Source organism: Streptomyces sp. NBC_01476 (assembly GCF_036227265.1).
Taxonomy (GTDB): Bacteria; Actinomycetota; Actinomycetes; order Streptomycetales; family Streptomycetaceae; genus Actinacidiphila.
Map to the genome: position 1 here is coordinate 7,995,139 of NZ_CP109446.1, position 24,174 is coordinate 8,019,312.

At 71.8% G+C, this 24,174-nt stretch carries 28 protein-coding genes and 1 pseudogene; 6 read left to right on the plus strand and 23 right to left on the minus strand.

What is annotated here, in order from left to right; genetic code table 11:
• The first annotated feature begins 83 nt into the window (after positions 1 to 83).
• Positions 84 to 971 (plus strand): MurR/RpiR family transcriptional regulator, encoded by an 888-nt coding sequence (locus tag OG552_RS34700; RefSeq protein WP_329139878.1) that lies wholly within the window; start codon positions 84 to 86, stop codon positions 969 to 971.
• 52 nt (positions 972 to 1,023) lie between these two features.
• On the opposite strand, the gene OG552_RS34705 is transcribed toward OG552_RS34700, so the two are convergent.
• The 7 genes from OG552_RS34705 to OG552_RS34735 all read right to left on the minus strand — a co-directional run bounded on the left by OG552_RS34705 (position 1,024) and on the right by OG552_RS34735 (position 5,667).
• A complete protein-coding gene (locus OG552_RS34705; RefSeq protein ID WP_443071111.1) occupies positions 1,024 to 1,827 on the minus strand; it encodes a M15 family metallopeptidase in 804 nt (267 codons plus the stop codon).
• A gap of 13 nt (positions 1,828 to 1,840) precedes the next feature.
• Positions 1,841 to 2,281: an ATP-binding protein gene (locus OG552_RS34710; protein WP_329139880.1), complete on the minus strand. Its 441-nt coding sequence runs from the start codon at positions 2,279 to 2,281 to the stop codon at positions 1,841 to 1,843.
• A 101-nt stretch (positions 2,282 to 2,382) separates the two neighbouring features.
• Positions 2,383 to 3,120: a GAF and ANTAR domain-containing protein gene (locus OG552_RS34715; RefSeq protein ID WP_329139882.1), complete on the minus strand. Its 738-nt coding sequence runs from the start codon at positions 3,118 to 3,120 to the stop codon at positions 2,383 to 2,385.
• 216 nt (positions 3,121 to 3,336) lie between these two features.
• On the minus strand, positions 3,337 to 4,065 hold the full coding sequence (locus OG552_RS34720; RefSeq protein WP_329139884.1) for a GAF and ANTAR domain-containing protein: 729 nt from the start codon (positions 4,063 to 4,065) through the stop codon (positions 3,337 to 3,339).
• Between the two features lie 20 nt (positions 4,066 to 4,085).
• Entirely contained in the window at positions 4,086 to 4,865 is a 780-nt protein-coding gene (locus OG552_RS34725; RefSeq protein WP_329139886.1) for a GAF and ANTAR domain-containing protein, read from the minus strand.
• 86 nt (positions 4,866 to 4,951) lie between these two features.
• On the minus strand, positions 4,952 to 5,299 hold the full coding sequence (locus tag OG552_RS34730) for an ANTAR domain-containing protein (protein WP_329139888.1): 348 nt from the start codon (positions 5,297 to 5,299) through the stop codon (positions 4,952 to 4,954).
• The gene (locus OG552_RS34735; RefSeq protein ID WP_329139890.1) at positions 5,296 to 5,667 is read right to left on the minus strand and encodes a hypothetical protein; all 372 of its coding nucleotides are present in this window, start codon (positions 5,665 to 5,667) and stop codon (positions 5,296 to 5,298) included. Before OG552_RS34735 ends, OG552_RS34730 begins: the two co-directional genes overlap by 4 nt.
• A gap of 326 nt (positions 5,668 to 5,993) precedes the next feature.
• On the opposite strand from OG552_RS34735, the gene OG552_RS34740 reads away from it, so the two are divergent.
• Positions 5,994 to 6,308 carry a hypothetical protein gene (locus tag OG552_RS34740; protein WP_329139892.1) on the plus strand — a complete coding sequence of 105 codons (315 nt, stop codon included), beginning with the start codon at positions 5,994 to 5,996 and terminating at the stop codon, positions 6,306 to 6,308.
• Positions 6,309 to 6,413: 105 nt separating this feature from the next.
• The gene (locus tag OG552_RS34745) at positions 6,414 to 7,250 is read left to right on the plus strand and encodes an FAD:protein FMN transferase (RefSeq protein ID WP_329139894.1); all 837 of its coding nucleotides are present in this window, start codon (positions 6,414 to 6,416) and stop codon (positions 7,248 to 7,250) included.
• Positions 7,251 to 7,351: 101 nt separating this feature from the next.
• Here the strand turns inward: OG552_RS34745 and OG552_RS34750 are convergent, their stop codons facing one another.
• Entirely contained in the window at positions 7,352 to 7,852 is a 501-nt protein-coding gene (locus OG552_RS34750) for a DUF1003 domain-containing protein (RefSeq protein WP_329139896.1), read from the minus strand.
• A gap of 221 nt (positions 7,853 to 8,073) precedes the next feature.
• Here OG552_RS34750 and OG552_RS34755 point away from each other — a divergent pair, with 221 nt between their 5' ends.
• Positions 8,074 to 8,544, plus strand: coding sequence for a cyclic nucleotide-binding domain-containing protein (locus tag OG552_RS34755; protein WP_329139897.1), 471 nt, complete (start codon positions 8,074 to 8,076; stop codon positions 8,542 to 8,544).
• Positions 8,545 to 8,610: 66 nt separating this feature from the next.
• Here OG552_RS34755 and OG552_RS34760 read toward each other — a convergent pair whose 3' ends face one another.
• The gene (locus OG552_RS34760) at positions 8,611 to 9,360 is read right to left on the minus strand and encodes a phosphatase PAP2 family protein (protein ID WP_329139899.1); all 750 of its coding nucleotides are present in this window, start codon (positions 9,358 to 9,360) and stop codon (positions 8,611 to 8,613) included.
• Between the two features lie 346 nt (positions 9,361 to 9,706).
• On the opposite strand from OG552_RS34760, the gene OG552_RS34765 reads away from it, so the two are divergent.
• Complete coding sequence (locus OG552_RS34765) at positions 9,707 to 10,090, plus strand: BlaI/MecI/CopY family transcriptional regulator (RefSeq protein WP_329139900.1); 384 nt, start codon at positions 9,707 to 9,709, stop codon at positions 10,088 to 10,090.
• A 45-nt stretch (positions 10,091 to 10,135) separates the two neighbouring features.
• On the opposite strand, the gene OG552_RS34770 is transcribed toward OG552_RS34765, so the two are convergent.
• The 3 genes and pseudogenes from OG552_RS34770 to OG552_RS34780 form a co-directional block, all read right to left on the minus strand.
• Entirely contained in the window at positions 10,136 to 10,831 is a 696-nt protein-coding gene (locus tag OG552_RS34770) for a sortase domain-containing protein (RefSeq protein WP_329139903.1), read from the minus strand.
• A 221-nt stretch (positions 10,832 to 11,052) separates the two neighbouring features.
• Positions 11,053 to 11,274 (minus strand): annotated as a pseudogene (locus OG552_RS34775) (SAM-dependent methyltransferase); the annotation flags it as partial.
• Between the two features lie 33 nt (positions 11,275 to 11,307).
• Positions 11,308 to 11,712 (minus strand): ArsR/SmtB family transcription factor, encoded by a 405-nt coding sequence (locus OG552_RS34780; RefSeq protein WP_329139904.1) that lies wholly within the window; start codon positions 11,710 to 11,712, stop codon positions 11,308 to 11,310.
• A 98-nt stretch (positions 11,713 to 11,810) separates the two neighbouring features.
• Here OG552_RS34780 and OG552_RS34785 point away from each other — a divergent pair, with 98 nt between their 5' ends.
• A complete protein-coding gene (locus OG552_RS34785) occupies positions 11,811 to 13,790 on the plus strand; it encodes a heavy metal translocating P-type ATPase (protein WP_329139907.1) in 1,980 nt (659 codons plus the stop codon).
• A gap of 169 nt (positions 13,791 to 13,959) precedes the next feature.
• Here OG552_RS34785 and OG552_RS34790 read toward each other — a convergent pair whose 3' ends face one another.
• From OG552_RS34790 to OG552_RS34840, 11 genes are all read right to left on the minus strand, one after another.
• The gene (locus OG552_RS34790; protein ID WP_329139909.1) at positions 13,960 to 15,114 is read right to left on the minus strand and encodes a hypothetical protein; all 1,155 of its coding nucleotides are present in this window, start codon (positions 15,112 to 15,114) and stop codon (positions 13,960 to 13,962) included.
• Between the two features lie 106 nt (positions 15,115 to 15,220).
• Positions 15,221 to 16,150 carry an ABC transporter permease gene (locus tag OG552_RS34795; RefSeq protein ID WP_329139911.1) on the minus strand — a complete coding sequence of 310 codons (930 nt, stop codon included), beginning with the start codon at positions 16,148 to 16,150 and terminating at the stop codon, positions 15,221 to 15,223.
• Complete coding sequence (locus OG552_RS34800) at positions 16,147 to 16,977, minus strand: ABC transporter ATP-binding protein (RefSeq protein ID WP_329139912.1); 831 nt, start codon at positions 16,975 to 16,977, stop codon at positions 16,147 to 16,149. The genes OG552_RS34795 and OG552_RS34800 overlap by 4 nt, the downstream gene beginning before the upstream one ends.
• A gap of 145 nt (positions 16,978 to 17,122) precedes the next feature.
• The gene (locus OG552_RS34805) at positions 17,123 to 17,776 is read right to left on the minus strand and encodes an SAM-dependent methyltransferase (protein WP_329139915.1); all 654 of its coding nucleotides are present in this window, start codon (positions 17,774 to 17,776) and stop codon (positions 17,123 to 17,125) included.
• Between the two features lie 5 nt (positions 17,777 to 17,781).
• The gene (locus OG552_RS34810) at positions 17,782 to 18,102 is read right to left on the minus strand and encodes a hypothetical protein (protein WP_329139917.1); all 321 of its coding nucleotides are present in this window, start codon (positions 18,100 to 18,102) and stop codon (positions 17,782 to 17,784) included.
• A gap of 35 nt (positions 18,103 to 18,137) precedes the next feature.
• Positions 18,138 to 18,671, minus strand: coding sequence for a nuclear transport factor 2 family protein (locus OG552_RS34815; RefSeq protein WP_329139919.1), 534 nt, complete (start codon positions 18,669 to 18,671; stop codon positions 18,138 to 18,140).
• Positions 18,668 to 19,903, minus strand: a complete 1,236-nt coding sequence (locus OG552_RS34820; protein ID WP_329139922.1) for an aromatic ring-hydroxylating oxygenase subunit alpha — start codon at positions 19,901 to 19,903, stop codon at positions 18,668 to 18,670. Before OG552_RS34820 ends, OG552_RS34815 begins: the two co-directional genes overlap by 4 nt.
• Positions 19,904 to 19,979: 76 nt before the next feature.
• The gene (locus tag OG552_RS34825; RefSeq protein WP_329139924.1) at positions 19,980 to 20,753 is read right to left on the minus strand and encodes an aspartate dehydrogenase domain-containing protein; all 774 of its coding nucleotides are present in this window, start codon (positions 20,751 to 20,753) and stop codon (positions 19,980 to 19,982) included.
• Positions 20,750 to 22,147, minus strand: a complete 1,398-nt coding sequence (locus tag OG552_RS34830) for a gamma-glutamyltransferase (RefSeq protein WP_329139926.1) — start codon at positions 22,145 to 22,147, stop codon at positions 20,750 to 20,752. The genes OG552_RS34825 and OG552_RS34830 overlap by 4 nt, the downstream gene beginning before the upstream one ends.
• 17 nt (positions 22,148 to 22,164) lie before the next feature.
• A complete protein-coding gene (locus tag OG552_RS34835; protein WP_329139927.1) occupies positions 22,165 to 22,602 on the minus strand; it encodes a VOC family protein in 438 nt (145 codons plus the stop codon).
• A 213-nt stretch (positions 22,603 to 22,815) separates the two neighbouring features.
• Positions 22,816 to 24,000, minus strand: a complete 1,185-nt coding sequence (locus OG552_RS34840) for a GntR family transcriptional regulator (RefSeq protein ID WP_329139929.1) — start codon at positions 23,998 to 24,000, stop codon at positions 22,816 to 22,818.
• Positions 24,001 to 24,174 lie beyond the last annotated feature (174 nt).

A 24,174-nucleotide genomic window follows, 5' to 3' on the forward strand; every position in this document is an offset into this window, starting at 1 on the left:
CGTCAAGGGTCAGAGAGCGGCGTTGACACTCCTCGGCACAGCAATGGAGAATAATTCTTTGCCCATCCGGGAGGAATCGCCCTATGCGTACAGCTTTCGAGGCCACCGACGACGGAGTCGTCGACCGCATCCGCGGACTGCTGCCCGGACTGCCCGAAGCCCAGCGCGCGACCGCCGAGCTGATCCTCGACGACCCCGCCGCGGTGGCCCGGATGACCATCCTCGACCTCGCCGACGCCTGCCGGGTCTCCACCGGCAGCATCACCCGGTTCTGCCGCTCGCTGGGCCTGCCCGGCTACGCCGCGCTGCGGATCGCCCTCGCGTCCGACACCGGCCGCACCGAACGCGAGACCTGGCAGGCCAACATCGGCCGGCAGATCTCGGAGCGCGACGGCCTCGCCCAGGTCGCCGACGCCATTTCCGCGGCCGTCCGCCACTCGGTCGGCGAGACCCTGGGCCGCCTCGACCTCGCGGCCGTCGAGAAGACCGCCTCGGCGATCGCCGGAGCCCGCCGCGTCGAGATCTGCGGGGCGGGCGGCAGCGCGGGCATGGGCACCGAGTTCCAGCACCGCATCTTCCGGATCGGCGTCCCCGCCTGGTCGTGGAGCGACACCCAGGTGGCCCTCACCGGCGCGGCCCTGCTCGGGCCGCTCGATGTGATGCTCGCCATCTCGCACAGCGGCAGCACCCGCGAAGTCACCGACCTGGCCGCGGAAGCGGCCGCCCGCGGCGCCACCACGGTCGCTGTCACCAACGACCCCCGCTCCCCGCTGGCCCGCCGCGTCGACCTGGTCCTGACCACCGCGGTCCCCACCGACGCCCCCGGGCACGCCAGCATCCTCAGCCGGCACGCCCAGATGGCCGTTCTCGACCTGCTCTACATCGCCGTCGCACAGCGCACCTACGACCAGACCACCGAGGCGATGGCCGCCACCACCGAAGCGGTCCGGCCCTACAAGCAGGCCCCGTAGGAAAGGTGCTCCTCCCCGCCGAGCCGGGCGGGGGAGGAGCGCCGGCGCCGGGTCAGCTCAACGACGCCCGGGTGACGGGGAAGTCGAAGTACGTCGACGGGTAGGGCTCGTTGTCGAGGGTGTAGTGCCACCACTCGACCGGCAGATTGGTGAAACCGGCCGCTTCCATGGCCTTCTTGAGCCTCAGCCGGTTGGCCAGCGGCGCACCGGTGATCCGGGGGTCCAGGGTGTTGGCGAGCGTGTCGAAGCAGTCGAAGCCGGTGCCCATGTCGATGGAGTTGTCGGGGAAACGGGCGGCACGGTCCGCGTAACAGGGCACCAGCGGCTCACCCGGGACATACGGACGGGTCCCGACGGCCGGGAGCCGGACGACGGTGAGGTCCATGGTGCTGCCCCTGCTGTGGCCGGACTGCGCGGCGATGTAGCCGTCGGTGAAGAGATCGGTCTTGTCCTCGTCGGGATAGAACTCGCCCTTCATCCGCTGGTCGTCGAGGTCCTGCGCCCAGCGGACGAAGTTGTCGACGGCACGCTGGGGGCGGTAACAGTCGTAGACCTTGAGCGAGTAGCCGGTCCGCAGCAGCTTCTGCTGGACCCGGTGGAGCGCGAGAGCGGCCGGCCTGGTGAGGATGCAGACCGGCTGGACATAGCCGTCCACGGGTGTTCCGACGAAATTGTGCGGCGTCGCGTAGCGGATCTCCTGGATGACGGAGGGGTCGACCGAGGCGAGGGCGACGAAGTCGGCCGGTGCCTTCACATCCTCCGCGACGGCCGCGGGTGAGAAGAACAGGGCGGACCCCATCATGACCAACGCCAGGACCAGTGCGCGCGTCGTCCGTGATTCTGCGGTGCGTAACATGCGCGAAGGTATATCAGCCGGAGCCGGCGTCCAGGTCGACGCGGGCGGTGAGGCGTTTGCCGACCGGCTCCTGGTAGACCTCGAAGCTCTCGCTCAGCGCCAGCACGATCTCCAGGCCGTGGCCGCCGGCCCGCCCGGGTCCGGGTCCGCGGGGGACCGGCGGCTCCGGGCTGCTGTCGGTGACGGAGATCTCCAGTAGCCGGCCGGCGATCCGCAGGGACAGCAGGAACGGACCGGGTGCGTACTTCACCGCGTTGGTGACCAGTTCGCTCACGATCAGCTGGACATCGAGCGTGACCCGGTGCGAGGGCGGCTGCTCCGGCCAGTGGCGCGGGTCCTCCAGGAAGGCGGCGGCCAGCCGGCGAGCCGCGGAGATGGACTCCGGACTGCCCTCATAGGAGAGCGAGGTGGTGGATGACACCTTCGCGCCCGTCGCGTCCTGATGATCGGGCACCCGCGCTCCGTCCGTCCTCCGCCCGGCAATCCATCGTTGCCCCTCGCGACAACTACCACGTTTGTGCCTTTACGTGCTACCGGCGGGTACTGTGCCGGCTCTCACAGTGGCCGGTCAGGGGCGGGGTCGAGATCCCGGCCGTCCGGCGGTTCCCCGAAGCCGCCGAGGAGTTCGGCGCACACCTCGTGCAGCGTGATCCCGCGGCGCCGGGCGCCGGACCTGAGGATGGCGGTCGCCCGCTGCGGGGTGCAGTGCCGCTGCGCGATGACGACGCCGGTCGCCCGGTCGACGGTGGCGCGGGACTTCAGCTCGGCCTGCAGGCCGTCGTTGAAGACCTGCACGTCGGCCAGCCGTTGGGCAAGCGCGATGGCACCGGTCGCCTGCGCGGCGAGCGACCGCAGCACGGCGAGGTCGGCGTCGGCGAATCCGTCCGGGCTGCCGGCGTAGAGATTGATGGCTCCCGCGGTGTCCGTGCGGGAGGCGATGGGCAGCGACAGGGACGAGTTGGTCCCGCAGGAGACCGCGTACGCCGGATAGTCGCCCCAGCGCCGCTCGGCCGGCATGTCGGTCACCGAGACCTCCTGCCCGGTCCGCAGCGCCTGCAGGCAGGGTCCGTCGTCCTGGCCGTACTGCTTCTCGTCCAGCCGGGAGGCGGTGGCACCCGTGCTGGCCACGGTCAGCGGGCGCCCGTCCCGCTCCAGGGTGATCCCGCAGCCGTCGCAGGACGGAGCCTGGTCCATCGAGCGCACCGCGAGCGCGAGCAGGAACTCCTCCAGCGTCTTCGTGGTGAGCAGCAGTGCGGTCAGATCCGGTGTCCCGGGATCCGGTGTGCCCTTCATGGTCGTCCCCTCGCGCGAGCGCTCCGGCCCGCTGATCGGCATCAGATGTGCCGCCGGGGACCACAGGGCTCCAGCCCGGGGAGATGACTCCGACATCCCGCCGACCGTCCGGTCCGGAAAGGGACACGAAGAGCAGCCGACTCCGTTCAAGCCTCCCACGCGTCCGGCCGCCCGTACAGCGACGGAGTGCCCGCCCGGCCCGCTGCGGGGAGGCCGCTACGGGGAGGAGAGGACGTCCTGGACGCTCAGGGTGCGCCCCAGCAGGGCCTGGGCCGCCTCGGCGGGGCGGATGCCGGTGCGCAGTGCGTGCCTCCGCAGGGCGAGCGCGGCTTCGGGGATGGTCAGGCCGCCGCCGGCCGCGAGCATGCCCAGTGCCGTCTCCAGAGACGTCTTGGCGGAGATCACCGACTGGATCCGGGTGAGGATGTCGGAGGGCCGTGCCGTGTCGGACTGCCACTGCATCATCGCGGTCGCCGCCACCCTGGCCAGGGCCGCCAGCAGCGCCAGGTCGTCCGGCGTCAGCGTGCCGGTGGCGTCCGCCAACAAGTTGAGGGAGCCCACCTGTTGGTCCTGGACCCGAACCGGCACCGCGGCGGCCCCCCGGAACCCGGCGTCGAGCGCCGCGGCCGTGAACCGCGGCCAGCGGCCGGTGGCCGCGGCGAGGTCGGGTGCCTCGACCGTGTGCCGGATCCGCAGGCAGTCGACGCAGGGGCCCTCACCGGTCCGCACCTGCAGCATCTCCAGCACATCGCCCCGCTCGTCGGAGACCGCCACCGTCCGGAGCCGGCCGCGAGCGGTGACCATCATGAGACCGGCCGAGTCCGCACCGGTGAGACGTACGCAGTGGCTGACGAGCCGGTCGGCGAGGACCAACGGGTCGACCCGCGTGTCGAAAGTGTCCGTGACGCTCATGAACGCCTCGGTGACGTGCCGTAGTCGGCTCATACCGGACTCACCATCCCCCTCTACTCATCGAAGCGCACTGTGCGCGCGATGACCCCGCGCGCGACGTCGGTGATCGTCCGGCCTTCGGCGAAAGCGTACGCGCGCAGCCGGGCCAGTGCGTGCTGTGGATCGACCCCGAGCTGCACCATCACCATGCCCGTGGCGTAGTGCACTTCGGCGTGATCGGACTCGGCGGCGTCCAGCCACGACGACATGTCGTGCCCGTTGTCCGACACCGCTTCCGCGCTCGTCTGAATCTTCATCAGGGCGAAGGTGATGGCATCGCTCGCCGGGAAGGCGAACGCCATGTCCCGCGCGCTCAGCGGACCAGGAGCCCGGCGGTAGAGGTCGAGCGTGCCGACTCCCACCGCCCCGCTGCCCAGCGGGAAGGAGAACACCGCACGCACCCCCAGTTCCAGCGCCCGCTGGGCGAAGACCGGCCAGCGCCAGGCGTCCGCCCGGTCGGTGAGATCGCCCGCCAGCACCGGAGCGACCAGCCGCAGCGCGCTGCGGCACGGGCCGTCACCCAGGCTGTACTGCGCCTCTGCCAGTTGCGCGGCCACCGGGTCGCTCGACCACCACAGGGCGCCGAGCCCCGGTTCACCGGACAGGGAGACCGAGGCGCCGCTGATGTCGAGCAGGTCCACGCACGCCTGGCAGAGGCGGGCCGGGACCGCGTGCGCCTCCTGGCCGGCCATGGCATCCGCCAGCGCACGGGTGAAGACACGCCGGTCCGCATCAGGGATCCGGGCCGGCCCCGTTCCCCGCTCGCCCTCTTCGTCCGGACGGCCGGACCTCACCCACTCACCTCCGCACCTGTGCCGGGGACCGCGACTGCGACCACGACTGCGACCGTGGCGACGGCCACGACGGACATCATCCGCCATCAGGTGCCGCGCGCGGCACGCACCCGCCGCAGCGCGACCACCAGGGCGCGGTGCACCTCCGGCGGCAGGGGCGTACCACTGACCCCGTCGACGACGGATCGGGCGACATCGCGCACCTTGACGTTGGCGTGCTGCGAGACCTCCACCAGGAGCTGCCATGCCTGCTCCTTCGTGCAGGGGGCGGTGGCCATGATCACCCCGCGCGCCATGTCGATGACCGGATACGACTCCAGGGCACGCCGCAGCCCGGTCGCTTCTTCCCGCAGACAGGCGACCTCGGCGCGGGGCGCTTCGCGCTCCGGCGCGGATGCCCCGCCGCACAGGTCGCCGGGCGTCCGCTGCCTCATCGTCCCGCCTCCGCTGCCGCACTCGTGGGCGGTAACTGCGCCAGGACCGTGCGCAGCGCCGACCGCACCGGGTCGGCGAGTTCCGCGCCGCCGATCCCTTCCACCAGCAGGCCGGCGAACTCCTCCACGCCGGTGTCCGTCGCCGCGGCGGCGGCCAGCAGCGCACCGCTCGCCTCGTGCAGCGAGCAGCGGCCCACGGCCATGACCACTCCGCAGGCCATGTCGAGCGTCGCCCGTGCGGCGATCGTCGCGCGCAGGCCGGCGATCTCGTGCCGCAGCGTCTCCGCCTCCCGCGCGGGTGCGCCCGCCACCGCGTCGGCTGCCGCGGAGCCGTCGACCGCGGTTTCCGGCCGGACCGTACGCGTCACGAGACCCCCTCCGGCGGCCGTTCGACGGCCTGTCCGTTCCGCCTGCGGCTGTTGCCGGAGTCAGTCTGCCGTGACGCCGGACCTCAGGCCACCACACCGCACCGCAGACGGCGCGCGCTCTGCCAGCGCGCGCCGGTCAAGTGAGCCGTGGCGCCCCGGCGTACGCCATCGCGCTCGGCCGGCTTGACTGTTAGGGTCTCCGGCAGGTCAGGAAGCGGCCTGTGACCTTGTCGCGTCCAGTCGAGACGAGCAGACGCCATGCCGCTGACCCATCCGCCTTCCCCGCCCCGCCGGGGCCGCCCCGGTGCGCGGTCCTGAGCGCGCCCGTGGACGTAGTTGCGTACCGCGAACGCGGCCGCGTAGCCGTGGAGATCAGCGGCGTCATCGACCTTCCGTGCCGGGACGCGGTCGCCCGTGCGCTCCGGTCGCACGTGGAAGCCTGCGAGGAGACCGAACTGGTGGTCCGGCTGCACCATCCACTGGTCACCGCGTCCACCGTGCACGTGCTGTGCGCCATGCACGACGCGGCCGTCGCGCGGGGGCTGGCGCTGCGGGTCGTGGTCGACCCCCTCGCGGTCAAGATCTTCACGGTCCTCGGTCTTGACTTCCTCCTCGGGCCCGGCCACCGCTGTGGCGGGTGACGCCCGCCGGCGCCTTCGCGAGCACCTGACCGGGCCAGTGCCCGGCACTCCTGACGGCCCGCCGCGGATGCGGGCCGCCCCCGACGCAGTGGGACGGTGAACACGATGCGCACAGCCGTGGAGCACATGATCGGCACCGTCGTCTCGGTGGCGGCCCCCGACACGGTGGACGTCCGCGTCTTCGGGGCGGCGGTGCGCGAGGCGTTCGCGTTCCTCCGCCACGTCGACGAGGTGTTCTCGCCCTACCACCCCGACAGCCCGGCCGACCCGACAGGGGACGGCCTGCTGGACACTTCCGGCCCGTGCGGCGACCTGGACGGGCACGGGATCCGCCATCGCCTGGAACTGTGCGGCGACCTGCACGCAGTCAGCGGCGGTGTCCTCGACGCCTGGGCGGGCGGACCGCACCCGGAATTCGACCCTTGCGCCGCGGTCAAGGGCTGGGCCGCGGAACGCGCCAGCGAACTGCTCGCCGACAGCGGCCTGGCCCGGCACGCGCTGAACGCGGGCGGGGACGTACGGGTCCGGTCCGGCGACCGGTCCGACGCCCCCGTGTGGCGGGTGGGTGTCACCGACCCCTGCCTGCCCGGGTGCCTGCTGGCGGTGGCGGAGGTCCACGACGGAGGCGTCGCCACGTCCGGGACCGTGGAACGCGGCACCCCCCTCTGGGACCCCGCGGCGGGCCGCCACGCCAGGGGCCTGGCCCAGGTCACCGTGATAGGACCCGATCTGGCGCTCGCCGACGGATACGCGACCGCCGCGATGTCCCAGCCGTCCATCGGCCTCGCCTACGACTGGCTCGACTGCCTCGCCGCGGACACCGCGTACCAGGCCGTGACCGTCGATGTCGCGGGACGCACCCGGACCACCCCGGGAGCGACGGGTCTGACCGTCCTCACCACCGTCTCGCGGTCGGTGCCGGCCGAGCACGGCCGGGCCTGACGGCGCCCGGCCGGGGGAGCGCCTGGATCTGCGGCCGCTGATCCAGGACCGCACCGGCCGCCCGGCGCGGACCCGTGACCGGGCCGCGTCCCGGCGCGTGGTCACTGGTCCGACAGCTGTGGCTGGTGGTCCGGAGGCAGCATGCGGGCGCGGTTCGCCGCGATGGCGTCCTGCACGTACCCCTCGATCTGCTCGGGGTTGAGCCCGAGCGCCTTGCCTATGTGCACCGACCACACCTCGGCCCGCAGATTGGTCTCGAAGTCGAGGTCGGCCCTGACGTTCTCCCGGGTCGCCTGGCGGTTCTGGCTCACCATGACGAAGGTCGACAGGAAGATCGCCTCCAGGCTCACGATCATGGTGAGCAGACCGAACGGGAAACGGTCGAAGACCGCCCGTGGGCCGAGCACCCCCTCGTTCACCGCGATCCACCCGGCGAACCAGACCGCGTGCAGATAGACGAAGGTCATGGTGCCTGCGAACGCGGTGATGGCGTCGGCGATGCGGTCCTGCGTGGTCAGCATGCGCGCGAAGACCACGCGCTCCTGCCGGAGCCGGATCGGCGGGTGGTGGGGGAGCGGGCGGTCGCCGGTGGAGTACGTCATGCCGTTCATAGTGCCCTGGACAGCACGTGGCCCGGGCGGGGATCCCGGGCGGTTCGGCTCCGGCGGGCACTTCGGCTGCCCCGGTCTGCGCCGAACGGCCTGCGTCCTGGGGCCGTTCGGCCCGTGCCGGGGAGCGGCGGGCCGGCGGACGATGAGGTCACGAGCCCAGGAGGCCGATGTTCGCCGCACCGGCAGCACGGCAGGGGAATGCGGAGGACACCATGACGACCAGGCTGATGACCATGGCGGGGCGGCTCGACGCCCTCACCGACGAGCACCGCGACAAGCTCATGGCACTGGCCGAGGAGGTCGATTTCCCGGCCGGCACCCGCATCTTCGAAGAGCGCGGGAAGGCCGACCGGTTCTGGTTCCTCCGCGACGGCGAGGTGGCGCTGCAACTGCACGTGCCCGGCCGGCCGGCGGCGGCGATCGAAACCCTCGGACAGGGCTCCCTGCTGGGCTGGTCGTGGCTCTTCCCGCCGCGCCGCTGGCACATGTCGGCCAAGGCCCTGTCGGACGTGCGCGCCTGGGAGTTCGACGCGGCAGCCGTCCGGCGGCTCTGCGAGGAGGACCCGGCCTTCGGCTACGTCTTCGTACTCGCCTGCGCCGAGGTCATCGGCCACCGCCTGGAGGACGCCCGCACCCGGCTGCTCGACCTCTACGGTCCGCACGGCAGCGGCCTGCCGCACTGACGCGGGCACACCGGACTCCGGCTGCCGGTCCGGGAGGGGACCGGCAGCCGGCACGTGCTGGACGGATCAGTCGGACAGCCGGTGCGCGGATCGGGGTGCCGTGAACGGCTTCGCCTCGTCCCCGGCGGGCCGGGCCGTCCCGCCGGTTCCCGGCAGCGGGCCGAAGCGGGCGAGGAGCGGGACGCGGTCGAGGCGCGGCAGCAGCCAGCGGTGCCACACGCCGGTCAGCAGGACGACGGCGGCGAAGCTGATGAGCACCGAGCCGGCCACGTCGGTCGGGTAGTGCGCGCCGATGTAGAGCCGGGAGAAGGCGACCAGCACCACGGCCGCGCAGCCGAGCCAGGTCACCGCCCGCTGGTGCCGGGTACCGCGCGCCAGGAAGTACAGGGCCAGCGCGGCCGACACGGTGAAGCAGACGTGGCCGCTGGGAAAGCTGTCGGAACCCGTCTCCGGGGCGAGCGAGTACATCACCGGCGGCCGGTGCCGGGCCACGATGAACTTGCCGAGCTGGGCGGCGTTCCAGCCAACGGCCACCACCAGGAAAGTGGCGACCGCGTCGACCGGGCGGCGGCGGACGAAGAGCAGCCACGCCGTCCCCGCCGCCAGGACGAGCAGCCCGCCGACCGGTGACACCACGTCGCTCACATCGAGCATCACGGTGGTGAGCCAGCCGGTGCGCAGGTCCGTCTGCAGTACCCGTTCGAGATGGAACTCATCGGGCTGGACGAGCGAGGTGTGTGCCGCGACCAGGCCGATGAGGATCGCCGCGGCGAACATGGTCGCGGGGATACGCAGCCAGTGGCGCACCTGAGGCATGGGAAGTCCTTACGCGGAGGGTGGCTGACGGGCGCGTCGGCGGTCGCCGCGCGCACGCCATCGACCTGACAGGGCGCAGAGGTGGCGTGCCGGTGAAGGCGCGACGACCGCCCGACCAACGTACTACATGTTGTAGGAGTTGGCGCGACCGCTCCGGCGGGGCAGGAGCTTCCCTGGGGGCCTTACGGTCGGCCGGGCTTCCCTCCGTAAGACCGCCAGGGACGGTGCGGGCCGCGGCGGAGCGGCCGGCGGCACCGTGCCGCGTAGTACCTTGGGCGCACCGCTGGGCCGGCGGAGGCCGAGGCCGCGGCGGGGCTCGACGTTCATGGCGAAGGAGCTGGCAGGCGTGGGCGAGGAGAAGGACCAGTCGGCATCAGGACGCCGTGCCCGCGGCGAGCTGGAGGCCGAGGTGCTGGCGGCGCTGTGGGCAGCCGGCGAACCGGTCGGCGCGGGCACGGTGCGCGAACAGGTGGCCGGCGACCCCGCCTACACCACCGTTCTGACGATCCTCACCCGCCTGCACGAGAAGGGCCTGGTCACCCGCGAGCGCGCCGGCCGCGGCTACCTCTACGCCCCGCTGCACGACGAGGCGGGCCACGCGGCGGCCGGCATGCGCGACTTCCTTGATCACGGCGGCGACCGCGCGGCGGTGCTCAGCCGCTTCGTCTCCGGACTGTCCGCGGAGGACGAGAAGCTGCTGGAGCGGTTGCTGCGCGGCCGGCAGAGCTAGCACCGTGACCGGGGTGTAGCACCGTGGCCGGGGTGCGGGCGGGGTTCAGGAACCGGCGGGCGCCTTCGACCAGGAGGTCAGGACACCGATCTTGTCGATGCGGTGCTGGGGGTTGTTCTTGGCGTCACGCCAGAAGTTGCCCGCCGCGTTGTCCTCCGGTGTCGCGCAGGTGGAGACCGTGATCATCGCCTTGGTGGGCTTCTCGCCGGGGTGGCCGGGCACCGGCGCCCGCTGCTCGGCCAGAGAGCGCGCGGAGCGGAAGTCGGTCTTCCTGGTCTCGGTGACCGTGTACGTGTAGGTCGTGCCGCCCGTGGTGACGAGGACCTTCTGACCCGCCTTGAGCGAGGGGACCTTGTTGAGCGGGCCGCCCGCGGACAGGCGGTGGCCGGTGACGAGGTAGTTGCCGATCTCACCCGGCCCGACACCGCCGTGCGGACCGTAGGGGCTGGCGGCCAGGCTGCGGTCCTGGATCCGGGTGCCGGGCCAGTCGTCCGTCGTCCCCTCGTACGGGACGATGCGGAGGTTCTTGATGCCGATGGACGGGATGGTCAGCTCGGCGGTGGCGGTCTTGCGGTTCACCGGGGGCGGCGTCGGCGACGGCGTCGGTGTCGGGGACGGGGACGCGGTGGCGGCCGGCACGTGCGCGGCAGGACCGCCGACGGGACGGGCCGGGGCCGCGTTCGACACGCCGGTGGCAGCGGTGGCGGAACAGCCGAGCAGTGCGGCCGTGAGCACGCCCATGACAGGGATCGCGGCGGTCCGGGACCGGATCATGGCGCTCCCCTCCAGGGTCGACAGTGGAAGATCTCCTGCCATAGTGCGTGGCGAGTCCCAAAACGACAACATCTGTCCGAACGGGACACCCGGGGCCCTTGTGGCAGGGTGGTCCCGGACGCCAAACATCCCGGCCGGCCCCGCCGCGGCGCCCACGCGACCGGCCGGCCGCCGGTGATCCGGCATCGTCACGCGCCGGCCCGGCGGAAGAGGGCCGTCCACAGGAAGGGTTCGCCGAAGCAGGGGGACTCGGCGGGTTCGTCGCGCATGCGGCGCAGTTCCACCTCGGTCAGGTCGGAAAAGATCCAGCGCAGCGACTCCGGGGCATAGGCGAGGCCGCCGTCCAGCCGGCCGCGCCGGTAGAGCTCGGCGTCGGAAAGCTCCGAGCCCATCGCACCGGCCGCGAAACAGCGGGCCCCGCGTCCTCCAGTACAGCCCGTGGCTCAGTGTGCTGCCGGCTCGCCCGCGGCCTCGTAGGCGCCGGCCTCGGCCGCCGCGTCGGTGAGTCCGAGCCGCAGATGCTCCACGTGGAAGACGGCCTGGTCCAGGAGCGCGGCGACGTGATTGTCGTGGAGCGCGTAGACGACAGAGCGCCCCTTGCGGGTCCCGGTGACCAGGCCGAGGTTCCGCAGCAGCCGCAGCTGGTGGGAGCAGGCCGACTGCTCCAGGCCGGCCGCCGCCGCCAGTTCGGTGGCGGCGCACGGCCCCTCGCGGAGCCGGCCCAGGATCAGCAGCCGGGAGGGCGTGGAGAGCGCCTGGAGCGTGGTGGCGACCTGGCCCGCGTTGGCGGGGGTCAGCGGGGTGCGCGGCGCCGCGGTGCTGTCAGGGATGCTCGGTCTGTGGCCCATGGGCTCCATCGTACGGAGCTGAATACATGAATGACTGTTCAAGTGTTCCTGTATGGTGTGAAGGCCGGATCTCCTCCCGTGAAGGAACCAGTGCCGCCATGTCCTCGACTCTGATCAGATCCGCCCCGCCGCCGGCCCCCGTGGCGGCCGGCCCGCAACGCCGCACCCGCCTGCTGGCGCTGCCCGAGGCCCGCTGGGCGCTGGCCGCCCTGGCGCTCTTCCTGATCGCGCTGCCGCTCGACCTGCTCGGTGCCCCCGCGTGGACCTGGGGGCCGCTGTTCGCCGGCACCTACGTCATGGGCGGGTGGGAGCCGGGACTGGCCGGCCTGAAGGCACTGAAGGACCGGACGCTGGACGTCGATCTGCTGATGGTCGCCGCCGCGATCGGCGCCGCGGCGATCGGCCAGGTGCTCGACGGCGCCCTGCTGATCGTCATCTTCGCCTGCTCCGGCGCCCTGGAGGCCATCGCCACCGCGCGGACCGCCGACTCGGTACGCGGCCTGCTCGACCTCGCGCCCGCGACCGCGACCCGGCTGGTGGACGGCGGCGAAGAGACGGTCGCGTCCGGCGCGCTCAAGGTGGGCGACACGATCCTGGTGCGGCCGGGGGAGCGGATCGGCGCCGACGGCCACGTACTGGAGGGCGAGAGCGACGTCGACCAGGCCACCATCACCGGTGAGCCGCTGCCGGCCGCCAAACGCCCCGGCGACGAGGTTTTCGCCGGCACCGCCAACGGCACCGGCGCCCTGCGGGTACGGGTGGAACGCGATCCGTCGGACTCGGTGATCGCCCGGATCGTGCGGATGGTCGCGGAAGCCTCCGGGACCAAGGCCCCCACGCAGTTGTTCATCGAGAAGGTCGAACAGCGCTACTCGGTCCTCATGGTCGCGGCGACGCTCGCCCTCTTCGTCCTCCCTCTCGCCCTCGGCGCCGACCTGCGGGCGACACTGCTACGGGCGATGACCTTCATGATCGTGGCATCCCCGTGCGCGGTGGTGCTGGCCACGATGCCGCCGCTGCTGTCCGCCATCGCCAACGCCGGCCGGCACGGCGTCCTGGTGAAGTCCGCCGTGGTCATGGAACGCCTCGGGCAGATCGACGCCGTCGCCCTGGACAAGACCGGCACCCTGACGGAGGGCGCTCCCCGGCTGACCGACCTGACGCCGCTGCCCGGTTCGGGTCTCGCGCCGGACGACCTGCTGACCCTGGCGGCCGCCGCCGAGCACCACAGCGAGCATCCGGTCGCCCGCGCCGTCCTCGGCGCCGCCCGCACCCGCGGCCTCGCGCTGCCCGCGGCGGACGACTTCACCTCCACCCCGGGCCTTGGCGTGACCGCCACGGTGGGCGGGCGGACGATCCGGATCGGCGCGCCCGCCCGCTTCTCCGAACACGCCGACGCCTTCCGGGACGTGGTGGCCGTACTGGAGCAGGCCGGACGTACGGCGGTTGTCGTGCTGGCCGACGGCCGGCCGGTGGGCGTCCTGGGCATCGCCGACAAGCCGCGGTCCGACGCCGTCGCGGCCGTCGCCGCCCTGACCCGGCTGACCGGGACGTCCCCGGTACTGATCACCGGCGACAACGCGCGCGCCGCCCGCCGGCTGGCCGCCGACGTCGGCATCCGCGACGTACGCTCCGAACTGCTGCCGCAGCACAAGGTCGCCGCGATCCGCGAACTCCAGGCCGGCGGACGCAGCGTGCTGGCCGTCGGTGACGGTGTCAACGACGCCCCGGCGCTGGCCGCCGCCCATACCGGGATCGCCATGGGCCGCGCCGGGTCCGACCTCGCCCTGGACACCGCGGACGCGGTGGTGGTCCGGGACGAACTCGCCGCCATCCCCGCGGTGATCGGGCTGTCCCGCGCGGCACGCCGCCTGGTCGTGCAGAATCTGGTCATCGCCGGGACCTTCATGGCCGTCCTGGTCGCCTGGGACCTGATCGGCACGCTCCCGCTGCCCCTTGGCGTCGCGGGCCATGAAGGCTCCACCGTCATCGTGGGCCTCAACGGCCTCCGTCTCCTGCGCGATTCCGCCTGGCTGCGTGCCGCGGCCACCGAGGACGGCCCACTGCCCCCGGGATGACGGCGATCGGGACGGCGACCCGGACGGCGATCCGGACGGCGACCCGGCACGAGCCGGTCACCGTGGCCCGGTCACGGTGTTCCGCCCGCCCGGCCGCGCCCGGTCGAAGGCCGCGCCGTCACCCCCGGGGACCGGCCCCCCCTTCCGTGCTGCCGCGGCCACCACGGGCTCACTTCATCGTGACGGTGGTGTCCAGGTAGGCGTTGGTGACCAGGGCGTCAGCGGCGAGGCCGCTCTTGACCGTGATGTGCTGCTTCTTGGCGACCGGTGCCATGTCGGTGATGAGCTTGTTCACGCGGTCGGCGTCGAAACTGCCCACCACACCGTCGGTGCCGGCCGCCAGCACGCCGTGGTCCTTCATGAAGGTGACGGAGTAGGCGTCCTGAGCGGGCGTCAGCGTCGTCGGGCTCTTCGCCTCGGTCGCGTACTTCTCCATCGCCGTGTTCACCGGGCCCGGATCCGTCGTGTAGCCGACGACCGCCTTCTGGATCATGGGCACGAGCGCCTTCAGGCAGGAGTCGTACTTCGTCCTGTTCGCCGGCGTGACCGACAGGGAGTTCTCGTACGTCGTGTAGCCGCCGTCGGCGAGCGGGAGGCTGCTGAGCGGCTTACCCCACTGCTTGAGGTGCTCGAACCGGTACGTGGTGGCGTCGGCGTAGTCGATGATCATGTCCTTGCCGTCCGCGGTGATGAAGCGTCCGGGGGAACCGTCGTAGCTGTAGTCGAGCTGGCCGGACTTGAGGCTGCCGTTGGCGACCAGGAGGTCGCTGGAGGCGTCCTCGCCGGCCTTGAGCACGGTCGCACCCGTCTTCTCCACGTCGGCTATCGACTTCAGGCCGGGGTAGGTCGCCGGGTCGTAGACGATCGCCTTGGGGCTCTTCTGCAAGGTGGCCACGACGGCGATCACGGGCTGCTTCTGCGAGACCTCGATGGCGTCGTCCGTGCTGACCTCGCCGAGCAGGATCGAGGAGTCCTGGTACATGCGCGCCATGACGGACTGGTTGCCGAGGAACGGGCCGCCGGCCAGGACCGAGACGGTGACACCGCCGACCTTGCCGCTGTACGTGCCGTTGTTGGTGTTGATCGTCCCGTTCGGGCCGACCAGCTGGTAGAGCGCGCCCTTGGACGGCTGCGGGTACCAGCTCGACTGGATCTTCACGGTGCTCGGACAGATGCCGGCGAGCGGTCCGCTGCTGGTGGCCGCGGCGCTCGACGTGTCCCCCGAGTCGCTTCCGCAGGCGGCGAGCAGCATGATCCCGGCCGCCGCGCCGGCGAGCGGGACGGATCTGCGGAGGCTGCGGGTGTGACGGACGGAGCGTTGCATGGTTCTCTCCTGATGGGTGCAGGGCAGGTCGGGACCGAGGGGTCCGCACCTGGATACGCGGGGCCGAGCGGCGGTGACGGGGGTCGTGGAGGAGCAGCGGGGCCGGTCAGTCGTCCGAGCGGGTGGCGGTCGACGTCTCCCACCGGCCGATGGTGAGTCTGCGGACAAGCCCGACCGCCCAGAACACCGCGAGACCGAACACGCAGGTGACGATCAGCGCCGCGTAGAGCCGTTCCGACTGGAGGTTGGCCGAGTAGTTCTGCAGGAGACCGCCGATACCGGGCTGCCCCTGACGGATGAAGAAGTCGGTGACGATGGAGGCGATCACCGACAGGCCCGCCGAGATCCGCAGCCCGGTGAAGATCGCGGGCAGCGCGCAGGGGAGCCGCAGGCGGACGAGCCGGACCAGCCGGGAGCGGTTGTGCAGCCGCACCAGGTCGTGCAGGGCGGCGTCGCCGGACTGCAGGCCGAACAGCGCGTTGGTCGTGATGGGGAAGAGCGAGACCAGGGTCGCCACGATGATGCGGCTCTGTTCGTTGAACCCGAACCAGAAGCCGACCAGCGGCACCAGCGCCAGGAACGGAATGGTCTGGAGCGCGACGGCGAACGGGTAGAACGACCGCTCGATCCAGCGGGCCTCGCTCATCGCGACGGCGAAGAGCAGGCCGATGACGGTGGACAGGGCGAAGGCGACCAGGGCGACGATGCCGCTCGACTGCAGGCCCTGCAGGATCTCCTTGAGGTTGGCCCAGTCCAGGAAGCCCACCTTCACGACCTCGTGCGGCGGCGGCAGGATGAAACGCTGGGTCTTGCTGAGACCGAAGTACGCCAGCAGGTACCAGATCCCGATGGTGGCCGCGCCGACGAGCGCCGGCGGGCCTGCCACGACGAGGAAGCTGCCCACGCGGGCCCGGCCGGGTCCGTCGGACGGCAGGATGACCTTGGGTTCCCGCGCGGCGCCGGTCGCCGGTTCGCCGGCGGGATCAGCGGGGGATCCGGCGGGGGGTGTCACCGTGCCGGGGGAGGTGGTGGTCATGCGCTCGCTCCTCGCAGACACTCGGAGATCTCGTGGGCGATGGCGCCGAACTCCTCGCTGTAGCGGATGTGCGGCGACCGGGGGTAGTCGAACGGGATGTCGAACTCGCCGATGACCCGTCCCGGACGGGGTGCCATGACGACGACACGCGAGGAGAGATAGACGGCCTCGGCGATCGAGTGCGTCACGAACAGGGCGGTGAACCGCCGTTCCGCGTAGAGCTTCAGCACCTCGTCGTTGAGCCGCTCGCGGGTGATCGCGTCGAGGGCGCCGAAAGGCTCGTCGAACATGAACGGGTCGGGGTTGAGCGTGAGGGACCGGGCCAGCGAGACACGCATCTTCATGCCGCCGGACAGTGTCTTGGGGTAGTTGTCCTCGAAGCCGCCGAGACCGACGAGATCGATGGCCTCCTGGGCGAGCCGGCGCCGGCGGGCCTTGGGCACGCCCTCCAACTGCGTCAGCAGTTCCACGTTGCGTGCGACCGTGCGCCACGGCATGAGCGTCGCGTCCTGGAAGATGTATCCGAGCGAGCCGAACCGGGTCTCGACACGGCCCTCGCTGATCGGGCTGAGGCCCGCGGCGATCCGCAACAGGGTCGACTTGCCGCAGCCCGACGGTCCGACGAGCGAGACGAACTCTCCTGGCGCGACGGAGAGATCGAGGTCGCTGAGGGCCACGGTGCCGTCGGCGAACCGCTTCGTGAGTCCGGAGAACGTCACGATCGGCTCGACGGCCTTGTCGAGCGGGGCCGGGCGCTGCCCGGCCGGGTGGTCCGGTACCGGTTCGCGGCTGTCTCGTGCTGTCTCCGTCGGCAGGATGTTCGTCATGCGTGCTGTCCACCTCTGCTGTCCGCGGATGGGGTGCTCCGCTTGTCTAATGAATTTTGTATCCCAATCCCGGGGGCGGGTTTCTGCGGAGTTAACTTTGAGGTAAGGCCCCCCGGGAGGCGCCCGCCTGCCGTCGCGGCGGGCTTCAGAGCTCCGGCGACGGCCGGAACGCGAACAGCACACCCTCGTCGGACCACGGCCGGCTCTCGCCGTCGAAGCGGTGCACGGACACCAGCCAGGAGCGGTCGGCGGCCCACACCAGCGACACGGGCGCGAAGCCGGCCGCGGCGAAGGCGGCCAGCACGTCGTCCGCGTCGTCGATCGAGTCGCCGTAGGTCGTCCAGACCACCGACCCGGCAGGCGCCACCAGTTCGTCCAGGCGGCCGATGGTGCGCAGGGCGGCCTTGAGGTCGATGTTCGCGAACACCCCGCACATCAGCAGCAGATCGGCCGGGACATGACCGGCGTACGACGCCGCCGCGCCGGCGTCCGCCACCAGGACCTCGACCGAGGTGAGCGCGGTGCTGCCGAGGGCGCCGTGCAGGAACGACGCGTTCAGCGGCTCCAGTTCGATCAACAGGGCGTCGATGTCCCGGCCGCGCGGGTGGTCGATGAGGACGGGCAGCAGATCCCGCGCTTGTCCTGAGCAGGCACTGACCGCGGACAGACGGCCCGGCGGAGCGGCGTCCAGGGTGGCGGAGATGGCCTCCTGCACGTGTTCCAGCCGGCCGGTCTCGACCGAGTCGAGCCGGTCGTACGGTGCGTGCCAGGCGTACCAGTCCTGTTCGGTGCGCGCCACCGGGTTCAGCCCCGCTCCGCGGCGAGCCCGAGGCGCTGCAGCCGGTCGTGGGCCGTCCCGGGGAGCACGCACTCCAGCTGCTGCGCGTTGAGAGCGGCCATCCCGGCGATCTGCTTCGTCGCGGCGTGCTCTTTCTCGAAGTCGGCCATCGAGGCGAACGAGGCCTCCAGGACCAGGTGGTGGAGGCCGCCGAAGGCCGGCGCCCAGATCGCGTAGGGCGTCAGCCCGGCCGCGACCAGCAGGGCGTTCTTCTGCTCCTGGAGCCGGGTGAAGACGGGCAGGGTGCCGAACGCGAGGTTGCGCAGGATCTGGTGGCGGTAGGTCATCGTGGTCACGGTCGTGCCGCTTTCGGGAGGTGTGGTCACGGCGTCTGCAGGTGGGGTACGGCGACCCAGCCCTGGTCGAACGGCGTGGTGAAGAAGTTGCGGACGCGCATGTGGGCGATGAGCCACCGCCCGTCCGCCCGGGCGAAGTCGTTGTCGTAGGACCCGGCGATCCACAGCGGCTGGTCACCGCGGTAGGTGCAGGCCTGGAAGTACATGAACCGGCCGCGGGCCGTGTCGCCCGACACCTCGATCGCGGGATTGGTCACGAAGTGCGCCGAGAACGGCATGCGCTCGACGTTGCGGTCGAACTTGGTGACCAGTGCCGGGCGGCCGACGGCCGCCCATCCGGGGTTCCCGTGCGGTCCGACGCTCTGCCAGCGGCCGTCCTCGGTGAACAGCGCGGCGACCTTGGCGCCCTTGTCCTCGGGGGCGTCGGTGGCCGCCATGTAGCTGACCATGAGGGCGTTGATCTCCTCGCGGGACTCGAGCAGATCGAGGCGGGCGAGGACGGCGGACAGATCCGCAGGGGCGGCGGTGCCGGTCACGATGTCGGTCACGATGTCGGTCACAGGGTGTCCAGTGCTTTCCGGTAGCGCTCGACGAGCCAGGCGTTGAGCTGGGGGATGTTGGACTCCATCCAGGACAGGGGTCCGCGCGGGGCGTAACGCGAGCGCAGTCCCTGCTGGAGCGCCGCGGTCGTCACGGCGTCCTGGTGGATCGCGAGCGACTTGCGCTCCATGAACTTCTCGTAGGCGTCGAGGAAGCCCGGCTCCTCGACCGCCGACTTGGGGTAGAGGTTGACCCGCCGCAGGTCCATCGAGCCGGGACCGTTCGGATGGATCATCGCCAGCTGCACGAACGTCGGCTGCAGGATCGAGAAGAGCATGGGCGGGATCGAGGCGAACATGACGCGTTTGCGCTGCTCATCGGTCAGGCCCGGGATGATGGACGTGGTCCGTCTGCCGTCGGTGCTGGCGAGGCCGGCGTTCTCGTCGACCAGGTACGTCGGGTGCATGACCTGCCCGTCGCCGGGTTCGAAGGGGTAGAAGCGGGCGTTCTTGGCCGGGGCCGCCTCGTGCACCCCGCGGTGCACATAGCTGGTGTGGTACGGCTCCAGGGCGTTGTCGTGGTGGATTTTCCAGTTCCACTGCTGGTCCGCGAAGACGAAGGCCGGCATCGGCACCAGTTCCTCCAGCCCGAAGGTCGACAGCTCCTCGTCCATCCGGGCGAGCGTCGGGGCCAGGGGCGCCGCGTCGTCGTCGAAGTTGATGAACACCAGGCCGTGGAAGATCTCGTGGCGGATCTGCGGGAGGCGGATCGTCTCGCGCAGGCGCTTGACGGGCACCGTCTCGGTCATCGACGGAGCCGCCGCCAGCCGGCCGTCGAGGTCGAAGGTCCAGTTGTGGTACGGACACTTCATCACCTGTCCGGACAGGCAGGGCGAGGCGGCGGTGCGGCCCTCGCCGGCGAGTCCGCCGAAGAGCGGCTGGCCGCGGTGCCGGCACACCGCGGACATCACCCGGACCTGGCCGCTGAGGTCGCGCAGCACGACGATCGGCTCGTCGAGGACGGTCAGCGGCAACTGGTCGCCGGGCTCGGGGACTTCGTTGACGTGGCCGATGCACAGCCATTCGCGGTGGAAGATGGCTTCCTTCTCGAACTCCCAGAAGTCCGCGCTGGTGTAGACGGCCGGTGGCAGGAGCCGTGCGGTCGCGACAGGGTCGGTGGTGTGGTCGACATCGGCCATGACCGCCCGGGCCGCCGCCAGGGCGCGGTCACTGATCGGGGGTGACGTGCTCATGTGTCTCCTCTCCGGCCGCCGAAACGAGCCGTATCTTGTATCCAAACTACGGGTCCTGGATTACATCGCTGTGACATCACGGCACGACGCTGCGGCGGCCCCGCGCGCCGCCCCGGCATCTCGCCAGCTTCTCCAGGAGATCGACGACCGACCACGCGGTGATCTCCGAGGTCCGTCCGCCCGAGGAAGGGGAGACGCTGTTGTCGATGGCGAAGTCGTAGCGGCCGACGGACGACCACAGTTCGATCCGGTGCCGGGTGGAGGTGGCGCCGGGATCGGCGACGACGACCACCTCGACCGCGTCGAGCCCGGCGGTCGCGAGCGCCAGGGCGACCGAGGAGTTGGAGGTGCGGGGGAAGGCGAGGGCCGCCTCCCGCGCCGAGCCGCGGAAGACCACGTCGGGTCCGGGCGGGGCGGTGCGTACGCCGAGGGCTGCCGGAGCCTTGGTGGTGGTGTGCCGCACCGTCGCCCCGGCCGCCGCCCGGTACGCCGCGGCCAGGATGTCGAGGCCGCCGATCGCGCCGGCCGGCACCAGGACATCGGCGCCGAGGACCGCGCCCCGCCGCCGCAGGTCCTGCTCGACCGAGCGGTCGGCGAGCACGCCGCAGGAGCAGACCACGACCGGCAGACCGGCGTCGAGCGCGCGGGGGAGCAGGACGCGGGCGGCCGCGGTGGTGCTCGCCTCGACCAGGAGGTCGGCAGCCCGCAGCGCCTCGCCCGTCATGGCGTCGCTGCTCGACGAGTCGAGCACGGCGACCAGTTCGCAGCCCGGGACACGCCCCCCGTCCAGTTCTGAGGCGACCCGGGCGCCGATCGTGCCCGCGCCGGCGACCGCGATCCGCCACGTCATGACGCGACCGCCGTCGCGTCCCACCGCGGATCGGCCGCCGCCGAGACGAGATCAGGACCGAGCCGGACCAGGGTGTGCGCGGACCGCGCCCCGAGCGGCGGGAGTTCGACCCCTTCGCGCAGCACACCGCGCTCGGAGATCTCCCACTTGGGCGCTGTCACCGCGGTGCCCATCCGCGCCGGACCGTCGAGCAGCCCGGGGTGGGTCAACTGGTCGATGACCTGGACGTTCCAGGGCACCTGCTGGGCGCCGCCGGGTGTGGCCCCGAGGACCCACGACCGTGTCGCGTCTTTGAGGGCCCAGGCGTGGAGCGTGGTGAGAGGCCGCTGACCTGGGCGCGGCGCGTTGGGGTGGCCCTCTTCGAAGGTGAAGCCGCGTCCGGCGCGGTTGGCCAGCACGAGGTCGTCGCCGGGGAGGACCAGACCGCTGCCGTACCGGGGAAAGGAGTTGGAGTGGACGATCACCACGGCGTTGCCGTCCGCGTCGGCGGCCGACACGGTCGACGTCCCTTCGGACACAGCCGCCGGGTGGAGCTCCCCCCGGGACAGCGACGCGAGAGCCCTGGCCACCGTGTCGGGTGAGGTGGGAGCGCCGCGCTCCACGCGGTGCTCGCGGTCGAACGTACGGGTCAGGGCGATCCCGTAGCTGGGTCCGTTGGTCGCCCACAGGCGCCCGTGCTCCGACTCGACGCTGTGCGCGCGTTCTTCTGTCACTTCGACAGTGCCGAGGTCGCCGAGGTCCAGGACGCCTCCGTGTTCCTGGACGTATCCGACGAGGCGTTGGCCGAGTTCGCCGGTGAAGAGGTCCGCCCCGTGGCGGGCGAACCGTTCAAGCACCCCCGCGAGCCCCGGCATCCGGACGACCTCGCCCTCGGCGACGGGCCTGGTCGCGGGGAAGCAGCGACCGCCGCCGGGCTGGTAGCGCGTCAGCAGCGCCAGCGACTCCTGGGTCAGGAGCACATTCAGCCGTGACCAGGGGAAGCCGCGTCGCGCCAGCGCGACCGCGGGCGCGACGAGGCGTTCGCGGGACATCCGGCCGAGCGCCGCCAGGTGGGCGTATCCGGCCGGGGCGCCGGGAACACCGACCGACAAGGGGCCCACCGCGGGGACCTGCCAGTCACGTGCCGCCGCGGCGGCGTAGAGGCCGGCCGGTGCGCCGCCCAGTGCGATGACGGAGACCGGCTCCTCGCGGTCGGCGCGCACGTACAGCGCCACGAGGTCGCCGGCGAGGCCGCACTTGGACGGCATCACGACGGTCTCGGCGAACGCGGCGGCGAGGGCGGCGTCAAAGGCGTTGCCGCCGTCCAGCAGGGCGGCGAGCCCGATGCCGGAGGCCGTCCGTGAGCCCGCGGCGACCGCGCCGAGCGTCCCGGAGGCCACCGCGCGGCGCGCCATGGCACCTGCCGGCATGCTCAGGCGCCCAGCTGGCTGGGGCCGTAGTGGCGCAGTTCGATCGTGTTGCCGTCAGGGTCGTCGACGTATACGAGATCGGCGGGGCCGCGGGCTCCCCAGCGGCGGAAGGGTCCTTCGACCTTCTCGAACACCCCGGAGTCGCGCAGGGCGAGGAAGTCGGTGGGCGCCACCTCGATGGCGAAGTGGGACAGGTTGGTGCCGGTGGCTTCGACGCGGGCGTCGAGGTCGATGATCGTGCCGGGGCACACCTCGACCGAGGGGAAGGGGACGGTTCCGGCCCGGAACTCCTGGAGCCGGTGCACCAGGAAGCCGAACTTCTCGACGTACCAGGCCACGGAAGCCTCGGGATCCTTTACGCGCAGGACGATGTGGTCCAGCTGCTTCACGGTCACGGCGGCGCCCTCGCGGGCGGGGATGGCGGAGTAAGTAGTCGTCACACGACATGTTGTATCCAAAAGACATCACGACTGATGACGGCCCTGGTGAATTCCGTGTATCCGCCCAGTACCTGGTGCGCCGGCGGACGCCTGCTCGGGCGGCGGCGGACGGCGGGCTCACCGACCCATGGACGTATACAGACGTACGGACGCGCGCAGGCCCGGAGGAGCGCTCCTCCGGGCCTGCGCGCGTTGCGTGACGCCGACCGCGGGTCAGTCCTGGGCCGCCTCGACCTGCTCGACCGGCTGGGGACCGCCCTGATTCTCGTGGCGCTTCTTGAGGTGCCGGCGCATGAGCAGCATCGCCAGCTCCGCGTCCCGGTCGAGCGCCGCCTGGATGATCGCCGCGTGCTCGTCCCACGACTGATTGACCGCCGCGCTCTTGCCGCCGACCAGATGGTGCGCCTGGTTGCGCGCCGAGCGCAGCGTCTCGGCCAGGAACCGCGAGCCGCCGCCGGCCGCGAGCAGATCGTGGAACCGGTCGTTGAGCGCGTTGAGTTTGCCGTGATCGGCGCCGGCCACGGCGGTGTGCCCCTCCTCCAGGACGACCCGCAGCGCGGACATCGTCGCCTCGTCCGCGCGTTCCACCGTGTGCTGGACGGCGATCAGCTCAAGTGCCAGACGGACCTCCCGGACGATGCGCAACTCGTCCCTGTCGAGCTGGACGACGCGTACGCCGCGGCGCGGCAGCGACTCGAGCAGGCCCTCGGCCTCAAGGCGGCGGAACGCCTCGCGCACGGGGTGGCGGGAGACGCCGAGGCGCTCGGTGATCGTGGCCTCGGTCAGGTGCTCGCCGGGGCGCAGTTCGCCGTCGAGGATGAGCCGACGCATCTCATCGAGCGTCTCGTCACGGAGTGAACGATGACGAGATCCCACTGATGACATAGGTGTCTCCTCGGCACGGGCAGAGATTGAATCCAAGATACAGCTGAGGTTACCGTGCTCGGGCTGCCGACGTCTCCCCCTCACGATGCGCAGAAGCGCGGGAGCTCCGGCCGGCGCCATACGGCGGCCCTGAAAGGCAGTTGAGGCGGCCCGAGCCTTCCGGCGGGGCCGGGCGGGAAGCTCCGGCGACCGGGTCCCTGCGGTGGGCGAACCCCCGGGGGGGGAGGAGTCAGCGGCGCAGGGCACGGCGGGCGGGCCAGTTGCCCAGGAACTGGCCCGCCTGGACGATGACGACGATCGTCGCCACGGTGATGTGGACGACCGGCCAGTTGTAGCGCTGCGAGCCGTACCCGATCGCGAAGTCGCCGAAGCCCCGCCGCCGAAGAGCCCGGCCTGCGCGGACATGTCGACGGCCGCGACGAAGATGACCGTGTAGCCCAGGATCAGCGGACCCAGCGCCCCGGGGATCAGCACTGTCAGCAGGTTATCGGCCCGCGCGCCCCGCCCCGACATGCGGGCCGGCCTCTCGCGACTGTCCCCGGGCCACGCCCGGCCGCGAAACGGACCGTCCACGGCAAAGGGGAGCCGGCACCGCGACGGAACCGCTTCAGGACGGCACCCTGCGTCCGGTCGGCGCCCGCGCAGCGGCCCGTGGCATTGACACACGGTATTCCGATCGTTGTCATG